General features: G+C 73.9%; 9 protein-coding genes. 5 read left to right on the top strand and 4 right to left on the bottom strand.

Going from position 1 to position 8,248, the window contains the following annotated elements:
- The 4 genes from AOK16_RS23160 to egtD form a co-directional block, all read left to right on the top strand.
- Window positions 1–473 (top strand): glutamate-cysteine ligase family protein (locus AOK16_RS23160; RefSeq protein WP_240483715.1); only part of this gene is annotated, 473 nt, incomplete at its 5' end.
- Window positions 470–1,828, top strand: a complete 1,359-nt coding sequence (gene egtB / locus AOK16_RS23155; RefSeq protein WP_055474084.1) for an ergothioneine biosynthesis protein EgtB — start codon at window positions 470–472, stop codon at window positions 1,826–1,828. The genes AOK16_RS23160 and egtB, both read left to right, overlap by 4 nt.
- A gap of 52 nt (window positions 1,829–1,880) precedes the next feature.
- Window positions 1,881–2,627, top strand: a complete 747-nt coding sequence (gene egtC, locus AOK16_RS23150; RefSeq protein WP_055474083.1) for an ergothioneine biosynthesis protein EgtC — start codon at window positions 1,881–1,883, stop codon at window positions 2,625–2,627.
- Window positions 2,624–3,589 (top strand): L-histidine N(alpha)-methyltransferase, encoded by a 966-nt coding sequence (gene egtD, locus AOK16_RS23145; RefSeq protein ID WP_055474082.1) that lies wholly within the window; start codon window positions 2,624–2,626, stop codon window positions 3,587–3,589. The genes egtC and egtD overlap by 4 nt, the downstream gene beginning before the upstream one ends.
- 15 nt (window positions 3,590–3,604) lie before the next feature.
- Here the strand turns inward: egtD and AOK16_RS23140 are convergent, their stop codons facing one another.
- Window positions 3,605–4,993 carry an FAD-binding oxidoreductase gene (locus tag AOK16_RS23140; RefSeq protein ID WP_055474081.1) on the bottom strand — a complete coding sequence of 463 codons (1,389 nt, stop codon included), beginning with the start codon at window positions 4,991–4,993 and terminating at the stop codon, window positions 3,605–3,607.
- A 3-nt stretch (window positions 4,994–4,996) separates the two neighbouring features.
- Window positions 4,997–5,968, bottom strand: coding sequence for an antibiotic biosynthesis monooxygenase (locus AOK16_RS23135; RefSeq protein WP_240483714.1), 972 nt, complete (start codon window positions 5,966–5,968; stop codon window positions 4,997–4,999).
- A 109-nt stretch (window positions 5,969–6,077) separates the two neighbouring features.
- Here AOK16_RS23135 and AOK16_RS23130 point away from each other — a divergent pair, with 109 nt between their 5' ends.
- On the top strand, window positions 6,078–6,644 hold the full coding sequence (locus AOK16_RS23130) for a nucleoside deaminase (protein ID WP_055474080.1): 567 nt from the start codon (window positions 6,078–6,080) through the stop codon (window positions 6,642–6,644).
- Here AOK16_RS23130 and AOK16_RS23125 read toward each other — a convergent pair.
- Window positions 6,562–7,518, bottom strand: coding sequence for a lysophospholipid acyltransferase family protein (locus tag AOK16_RS23125; RefSeq protein WP_240483713.1), 957 nt, complete (start codon window positions 7,516–7,518; stop codon window positions 6,562–6,564). The genes AOK16_RS23130 and AOK16_RS23125 overlap by 83 nt on opposite strands.
- On the bottom strand, window positions 7,515–8,248 hold a 734-nt coding region (locus AOK16_RS23120), incomplete at its 5' end, for a GNAT family N-acetyltransferase (RefSeq protein WP_055474079.1). The genes AOK16_RS23125 and AOK16_RS23120, both read right to left, overlap by 4 nt.

Genomic DNA, 8,248 nt, shown 5'->3' with positions numbered 1-8,248 from the left:
CCCGCGAAGACCTCGACTACCACGTCTCCACCCTCTTCCCACCCGTCCGCCCGCGCGGCCATCTGGAGCTGCGCATGATCGACGCCCAGTCCGGGGACGACGCCTGGCGCGTGCCGCTGGCCGTCACCACCGCCCTCTTCGACGACCCCGAGGCCTCCGAGCGCGTCTACCGGGCGGTCAAGCCGCTCGCCGAACTCGCGGGCCCGCACCCGCCGCCCCGCAACCCGCTGTGGCGCACCGCCGCGCGGGACGCGCTCACCGACCCCGAACTGCACGCCGCCGCGCTGGCCGCCTTCGCCGCTGCGCGCGAGGCGCTGCCCCGCCTGGGGGCCTCGCCCCGACTCCAGTCCGCCGTAGCCGACTTCACCGACCGCTATGTCGCGCGCGGCCGTTGCCCCGCCGACGACGTACTCGACGCCCTGCTCGATCCCCGCCCGGGGGACCCCGTATCCGGGAAGGAAGGACGCCGATGACCGCCACCGACCCCGTACACCCCGTACCGTCCGAGGAGCCCGGCACCGTGCCGGACACCGAGGCACTGCGCCGGCGCGCCGCCGACGTCCTCACGGCGGCCCGGGAGCGCACGGCCACCCTCACCACCTGTGTCGAGGAGCCCGACCTCACAGCGCAGCACTCGCCGCTGATGTCGCCCCTCGTCTGGGACCTCGCCCACATCGGCAACCAGGAGGAGCAGTGGCTGCTGCGGGCCGTCGGCGGGCGGGAGGCGCTGCGGCCCGACATCGACCCGATCTACGACGCCTTTGAGCACCCGCGCGCCGAGCGCCCCTCCCTGCCGCTGCTGGCGCCGGCCGAGGCGCACGGCTATGTCGCGGAGGTGCGGGGGCGGGTGCTGGACGTCCTGGAGAGCGCGCGGCTGGACGGGGCCGGCGACCCGCTGACCGGCGGCGGCTTCGCCTTCGGGATGATCGCGCAGCACGAGCAGCAGCACGACGAGACCATGCTCATCACCCACCAGCTGCGGAGGGGCCCGGCGGCGCTGTCGGCTCCTCCGCCGCCCGCGGCGGACGCTGTCATTCCGGCGGCCGAAGTCCTGGTGTCCGGCGGGCCGTTCACGATGGGCACGTCCACCGAGCCGTGGGCCCTGGACAACGAGCGCCCGGCCCACCGCCGCGAGGTGCCCGCCTTCTTCATCGACACGGCCCCGGTGAGCAACGGCGCGTACGCGCACTTCATCGCGGACGGCGGCTACGACGATCCCCGCTGGTGGACCGCCGACGGCTGGGCGTACGTCCGCGAACACGGCCTGGCCGCCCCGCTGTTCTGGCGGCGCGAGTCCGGTGAGTGGCTGCGCCGCCGGTTCGGCGTCACCGAGCCGGTGCCGGCGGAGGAGCCGGTGCTCCATGTGAGCTGGTACGAGGCGGACGCGTACGCCCGGTGGGCGGGGCGGCGGCTGCCGACGGAGGCGGAGTGGGAGAAGGCGGCGCGGTACGACCCGGGGACGGGACGGTCGCGCCGGTATCCGTGGGGGGACGCCGAGCCGTCGGCGGAACTGGCCAATCTGGGGCAGCGGCATCTCCAACCGGCCGCGGTCGGGGCGTACCGGGCGGGGGAATCCCCGCTCGGCGTCCGCCAGTTGATCGGGGACGTCTGGGAGTGGACCTCCAGCGCGTTCCTCCCCTACCCCGGGTTCGCGGCGTTCCCCTACCGGGAGTACTCGGAGGTCTTCTTCGGCCCGGACCACAAGGTGCTGCGGGGCGGCAGCTTCGCCGTGGCGCCGGTCGTCTCCCGCGCCACCTTCCGCAACTGGGACCTCCCCATCCGCCGCCAGATCTTCTCCGGCTTCCGCACGGCCAGGGACGCGTCGTGAACCGGCCCACCGGCGCGGCATTCGCCGCGCGCCCAGCCCGCGGAGGGTCGTGATGTGCCGGCATGTCGCGTACATCGGCCCGGAGACGGCCATCCGGGACGTCGTCATCGCGCCCGAGCACTCCCTCTTCCGGCAGTCGTGGGCGCCACGCCACCAACGCCACGGCACCGTCAACGCCGACGGCTTCGGCATCGGCTGGTACGCCGAAGGCGACCCCGCCCCCGCCCGCTACCGACGCCCCGTCCCAATCTGGGCGGACCCCGGCGTCGAGGACCTGACCCGGGTGGTCGCGACGACCGCCCTCCTCGCGGCCGTCCGCGACGCCACCCTCCCCACCGCCGACGGCGAGGCCGCGGCGCAGCCGTTCGCCGCCGGGCCCTGGCTGTTCAGCCACAACGGGGCGATCCTCGGCTGGCCTGACTCCGCCGCGCCCCTCATCCCGGATCTGCCCGCCGCCGACCTCCTGCGGCTGGAGGCGCGTACGGACTCCGCGTTCGCCTGGGCGCTCGTCCTGCACTGCCTCCGCCGGGGCGACGCCCCGGCCCGGGCGCTGACCGAGACCGCCCTCGCCCTCGCGGAGGCCGCCCCCGGCTCCCGCCTCAACTTCCTTCTCCACGATGGGACCACCGTCACCGCCATCACCTGGGGCGACACCCTCCACTACCGCACCCGCCCGACCGCCGTGGCCTCCGAGCCGTACGACGACGACCCCGCGTGGGCGGAGGTCCCCGACCGCACGCTCCTGACCGCCACCCGTACCGAAGTCCTCCTGAACCCCATCAAGGAGCCGACCACGTGAGCCCGTTCGACGTCACCCGCACCCTGCCCGCCGACGCCACCGCCGCCGCTCTGCGGTCCGACGTGCTGCTCGGCCTCGGCAGCGACCCGAAGCAGCTGCCGCCCAAGTGGTTCTACGACGCGCGGGGCAGCGCGCTGTTCGAAGAGATCACCCGGCTGCCCGAGTACTACCCGACCCGCGCCGAGCGGGAGATCCTGATCGCCCGCGCCCCGGACATCGCCGCCGCCACCGGCGCCCGTACGCTCGTCGAGCTGGGCTCCGGCTCCTCGGAGAAGACCCGGCACCTCCTGGACGCCCTCACCGGCGTAGGCGCCTACGTGCCCGTCGACGTCAGCGAGTCCGCGCTCGAACTGGCCGGGCGCGCCCTGCTCGCGGAACGCCCGGCCCTGTCCATGCACGCCCTGGTGGCGGACTTCCAGAGCGGCCTGACGCTCCCGGACACCCCGGGCCCGCGCCTGGTCGCCTTCCTCGGCGGCACCATCGGCAACCTGCTGCCCGCCGAGCGCGCGGCCTTCCTCACCGCCGTACGCCGCCTGCTCTCGCCCGGGGACGCGCTGCTGCTCGGCACCGACCTGGTCAAGGACGAGGACACGCTGGTCGCCGCGTACGACGACGCGGCGGGCGTGACCGCGGAGTTCAACAAGAACGTCCTGGCCGTTCTGGACCGCGAGTTGGGCGCGGACTTCGACCCCGGCGCCTTCGACCACGTCGCCGTCTGGAACCCCGACCGCGAGTGGATCGAGATGCGGCTGCGCGCCCGGTCCGCCCACACGGCCAAGATCCCGGCCCTGGACCTGGCGGTCACCTTCGCGGAGGGCGAGGAGCTGCGCACGGAGGTGTCCGCGAAGTTCCGCCGCCGGACCGTGGAAGCCGAACTCGCAGCTGCCGACCTGGAGTTGCGGCACTGGTGGACGGACTCCGAGGACCGCTTCGCCCTCTCGCTGGCCTTCCCCAAGGGGTGACTTGGCGGCCTGCGGTCACGGCGTGAGGTAGGGGTGGAACAACCCCCGCGGGTCGTACTCGGCCCGCAGCCGCTCGAGCCGCGCCCAGTCCCGCGGGGCGTACGACCGCCGGGCGCGCGACGGATCGGCGGTGAGGTCGGCCTCGGCGATGTAGTGGCCGGTGCCGAGCGGTTCCACCGCCGCCATCGTCTCGCGCAGCCAGCGGACGTTGGCGGCGTCGTCCGCGGGGTCCTCCCAGATCGCGAACGGTGCGACGTAGTTCGTGCCGAGCGCGGAGAAGGCCGTGTCGGCCCACAGCCGCGCGGCGCGTCCGACGGGCGCGAAGGGCACGAGGACGAGGGACTTCTCGGAGGGCGCGCGCACGAACACCTCGGCCAGCCGGGTCAGCAGGGTCTCGTGGTCGGCGTCCGTCCAGAGGGTGTCGACGGCGTAGCGGTGCCCCGGGGGCCAGAGCGTGCCGGCGGTGGTGTACAGGGTCGCGAGTGGTGTCGGTTCCTCGCGTCGGCGGCCGAGGGCCCGGTCGGCGAACGGGCAGTCCCCCAGCGGCGCGAGGGCCTCGGCGGCCTCCCGCGCCGAACCGGCGAAGGCGGTGCCGGTGACGACGACCGCCTTGGGCCGCGGAGACCCGGCCACCAGGTCCTGTCCCGCGGTGGCGAGCGTGAGGGACAGCTCGACGTGCGGCGGGAGTTTACGGGCGGCCTCGGTGGTCCAGCGCGTCACGGGAACGAGCTCGGCCAACGGGAACGTGTACGCGGTGGTGGTGACGGCGGCCGGGCGCGGTCCCAGCTTCAGCCGGAAGGAGGTCACGACGGCGAAGAAGCCGGGCCCCGCGCCCCGGGCGGCCCAGAACAGGTCGGGGTGGTGCTCCGGGTCGCACGTGACCGTCCGGCCGTCGGCGGTCACCGCTTCGACGCCCAGGACGCTCGCGCAGGCCGGTCCCAGGGCCGTGCCGTTCCAGCCGAGCCCGCCGCTGAGGAGGTAGCCGCCGAGGGCGACGGTCGGGCAGTGCCCCGCGGGGAACGCCAGCCCGCGCCGGTCGAGTTCGAGGGCGAGTTCGCTGCCGATGACGCCGGGTTGGACTCTCGCGGTGGCGGAACCGGCGTCGGTGACGGACCCGGCGTCGATGGCGGTGTCCTGGAGCGCGGAGAGGTCGAGCAGCATGCCGCCGTCCCGCAGCGACGAACCGCACCAGTTGTGGCCGCCCGCGCGCACCGTGAGGCGCAGCCCGCGGGAGCGGGCCAGCGCCAGGGCCTCGGGGACGTCCCGTTCGGACGCAGCCCGGACGATCGACTCCGGCTGCCGGTCGGGCCGCAGCTCGTTCCACACCGCGGCGCGCCGGGCCTCGTCGTACCCCTCCTGGCCTCGCTGGAGGACGGTCCCCTGGATCCGCTCGCCGCTCTCCACGGCCTAGCCGATGGTCAGTCCGAAGACGACGATGGAGACCAGGTAGCAGGCCGCGACGGCCAAGGCGCCCAGCACGTGGATGCGCCGGGTCCGCGCCCGGGCCGGCGAGAGCCAGAAGCTGAACACCCGGTTCACCAGCGGCATCAGGAACCACGTCAGGATGCTGACGCTGAGGACGTTGCCGACGAACAGCCCGATGTAGCCGGGGACTCCGAGGTCGGAGAGGCCGAATCCGACCGTCCAGTTGAGCATCATCACCGTGGGGTAGAGCGCCAGGACCACGGTCATGGCCTGCTTCCAGTTGGGCGGTACGCCCTCCTCCCGCCCGTGCTCGAAGTCGAACCAGCCGCTGAACGCCGACCCGACCTTGTGCACGTCGTACGACTCGAAGATCTGGTGCCCCTCCTCCAGCAGGCCCTTCCTGACGTCGGACTCCAGCCACGCGTCGAGATGTTCGCGCGTGTCGAAGCGGAAGGCCACAACCCAGTTGTTCTGGACGCCCGGTACGGGGCGGAACATCTCGGAGCCCATGAAACCGGGGAACGCCTGCTGGGCCTTGAGTACTTTCTCCTGCCAGCGGACGAACTCCCGCTCGCGCTCCGGCCGCACCTCGTGGGAGACCACCGCCGTGATGACCTCCTGGCGCACCGGCGTGCCCCCGGCCAGCACCTCCTGGGTCGGGGTCGACTCGAACAACGGGCGCGCTTCGTCCAGGAGTTCACGGCGGGCGCCGGAGTCCAGCCACGCGGTCAGCTGGTCCAGGTGGGAGAAGCGGAAAACGACGACCCACTCGTTCTCGTCGGGTGAGTCGGGCGGATACAGCTCGGTGCCCTCGAACCCGTCGAAGCGCCGGGCGATCCGGTTGGTCTTCTCCTGCCAGCGCTGGTACTCGTCACTGCGGCCCGGCCGGACCCGCTGCGAGGTCACGACCGTCGCGCTGTCCTCGCGGAAATCATGCTCCGCCGCCCGATTCACAGCACTCAGCGTAGCGCTCGGGGAATTTATGCCGCAAATTGGACTAAGTGGGTGGTTTCCGGTCGCCCAGCGCGGACACCCGCACACCGGTGCTGATGGGAGGCATGCGATGGGACACAAGGAGTTTCTGGCGGAGGCCGCCCGGCTGGCCACCGAGTCCGTGGAGAGAGGGTGGGGCGGCCCGTTCGGTACCGTCATCACCAAGGACGACGAGATCATCGCCCGCGGCCAGAACCGCGTTCTACTGACAGCGGATCCGACCGCGCACGGCGAGGTGGAGGCCATTCACAAGGCAGTTCAGCTGCTCAACCCCGAGGCCCCGACGGTCTCGGAGGAGCATCAGAACGAGTTCACCCTGGAGTTGATTCCCCGGCCCCCGGGCTCGCCCGACGTCGTGCCGGAGCGCGCCCGCATGCTCCAGGGCTGCTGCCTCTACACCAGCGGAGCGCCCTGCCCGATGTGCATGAGCGCCATCTACTGGGCCCGCATCGGCGAGGTGTACTACAGCTGCGACTGGGACGCCACCGAGGAGATCGGCTTCAGCGACTCCTTCCAGTACGAGGACTTCGCGAAGCCGCCCAGCGAGCGGAGCATCACCCTCGAGCAGCTGTATCCCGAACTGGGCGGACGGGCCTACGAGGCGTGGGAGCACAAGGCGGACAAGCACCCGTACTGACACCACCGGCGCCCGCCGGCTCCACCGCCCCTCCCCGTACCGCGGGCTCGCCGCACACCACGGCCCGCGCGGCGCGCGCCAGCGTGCGCCGGTCGGCATGGGTCCCGGCGGGGATCGGCGGCAGCACCGTCACCTCGGCGACCAGGCCCCGGGCCGCGACGATCCGGCGCAGCGAGGCCAGCAGCGTGTCCTCGCCGACGAAGGCGGCGACGGCGGTCGGCGCCTCCTGCCCCGGCGCCCCCTCCAGCCGGTAGCGGATCCGCAGCGGCTGGACCGGCGCCCCCGCGTCGAGCGCGGCCTGGAACGCGGCGTGCCGGAACCGCCCCTGCGCCCGGCCGCACCACGTGCTGCCCTCGGGGTACGCGACGACGGTGGAGCCCCGGCGCAGCGCGGCGGCCATCTCGGCGACGGTGCCGGGCAGGGCCCTGAGCCGGTCGCGGTCCAGGAAGATCGTGGCCCCGCGCGCCGCGAGCGGCCCCAGTACGGGATACGCGCCGACCTCGCTCTTGGCCACCATCCGGCCCGGCCGCACGGCGGCGACCACCGGGATATCGAGCCACGACACATGGTTGGCCACCACCAGCGCCCCGGGCACGGCCGCCCCGCCCACGACCCGTACGCGCACGCCGAAGGCCGTCACGACGGCGCGGCACCAGCGGGCGGTCAGCCGGTCCCGGCGGGCGGTCGCGCACCGCCGGGCTGGCGGGGACAGCACGATCCCGAGCAGCAGGACCGCGACGCCCGCGAGATACCGCGCGGCCCGGCGCGGACCGGGCACGGCCGGCGCCGCCTCGGTCAGGCAGTCCTCGGGCGTGCAGGGCGCGCTGGGCAGCCAGGGGCCGCCCGGGCCCGGGCCGGGCGCGTGCCCTGTCACGAGGCCGGTGCCAGGGAGAGGAAGTGGCGGAGGTAGCGCGGGTCGGTGCGGCGCAGGGACAGCAGCACGTAGAGGTCGGCCACCCCGAAGTCCGGGTCGTGGGCGGGCTCTCCGCACACCCAGGCGCCGAGCCGCAGGTAGCCACGCAGCAGCGGCGGGAGCGGGGTGCGCGGGGCGCGGGCGACGCCGGTGGGGTACCAGGGCAGGTGCGGGCTGACCCGGAACTCCTCCGGGGAGAGGTGCTTGGCCGAGACGGTGTCCCACACGCCGGCGGCCAGCGCCCCGCCGTCGGCCAGCGGGATCGAGCAGCAGCCGGCGAGCCAGTTGTGGCCGCGGTCGGTGAGGTAGCGGGCGATGCCGGCCCACATCAGGGAGATGACGGCGCCGTCCCGGTGGTCGGGGTGCACGCAGGAGCGGCCGACCTCGACGAGGTCGGAGCGGATGGCGGCCTGGCTGCTGACGTCGAACTCGGTCTCGGCGTAGAGCCGTCCGGCCACGGCGGCCCGCTCGGGGGGCAGCAGCCGGTAGGTGCCGACGACGGCCCCGGTGCTGTCCTCGCGTACAAGCAGGTGGTCGCAGTGGGCGTCGAACGGGTCGATGTCCAGGCCGGGTTCGGTGGTGGCGAGGAGGGCGCCCATCTCGCCGGCGAAGACCTCGTGCCGCAGCCGCTGGGCGGCCCGTACGTCCCGCTCGTCGCGGGCGAGGCCGACGGAGTAGCGGGGGCGGGTGG

The sequence above is a fragment of the Streptomyces pathocidini genome (assembly GCF_001418495.1).
Taxonomy (GTDB): Bacteria; Actinomycetota; Actinomycetes; order Streptomycetales; family Streptomycetaceae; genus Streptomyces; species Streptomyces pathocidini.
Note: the sequence above shows the minus strand (reverse complement) of the source record. Positions and strands in the feature narration are given on the sequence as shown.

Bases quoted from the DNA above. Each gene is read 5' to 3' on its own strand.
- egtC (WP_055474083.1), top strand. From the start codon at position 1,881: ATGTGCCGGCATGTCGCGTACATCGGCCCGGAGACGGCCATCCGGGAC.
- egtB (WP_055474084.1), top strand. From the start codon at position 470: ATGACCGCCACCGACCCCGTACACCCCGTACCGTCCGAGGAGCCCGGC.
- AOK16_RS23130 (WP_055474080.1), top strand. From the start codon at position 6,078: ATGGGACACAAGGAGTTTCTGGCGGAGGCCGCCCGGCTGGCCACCGAG.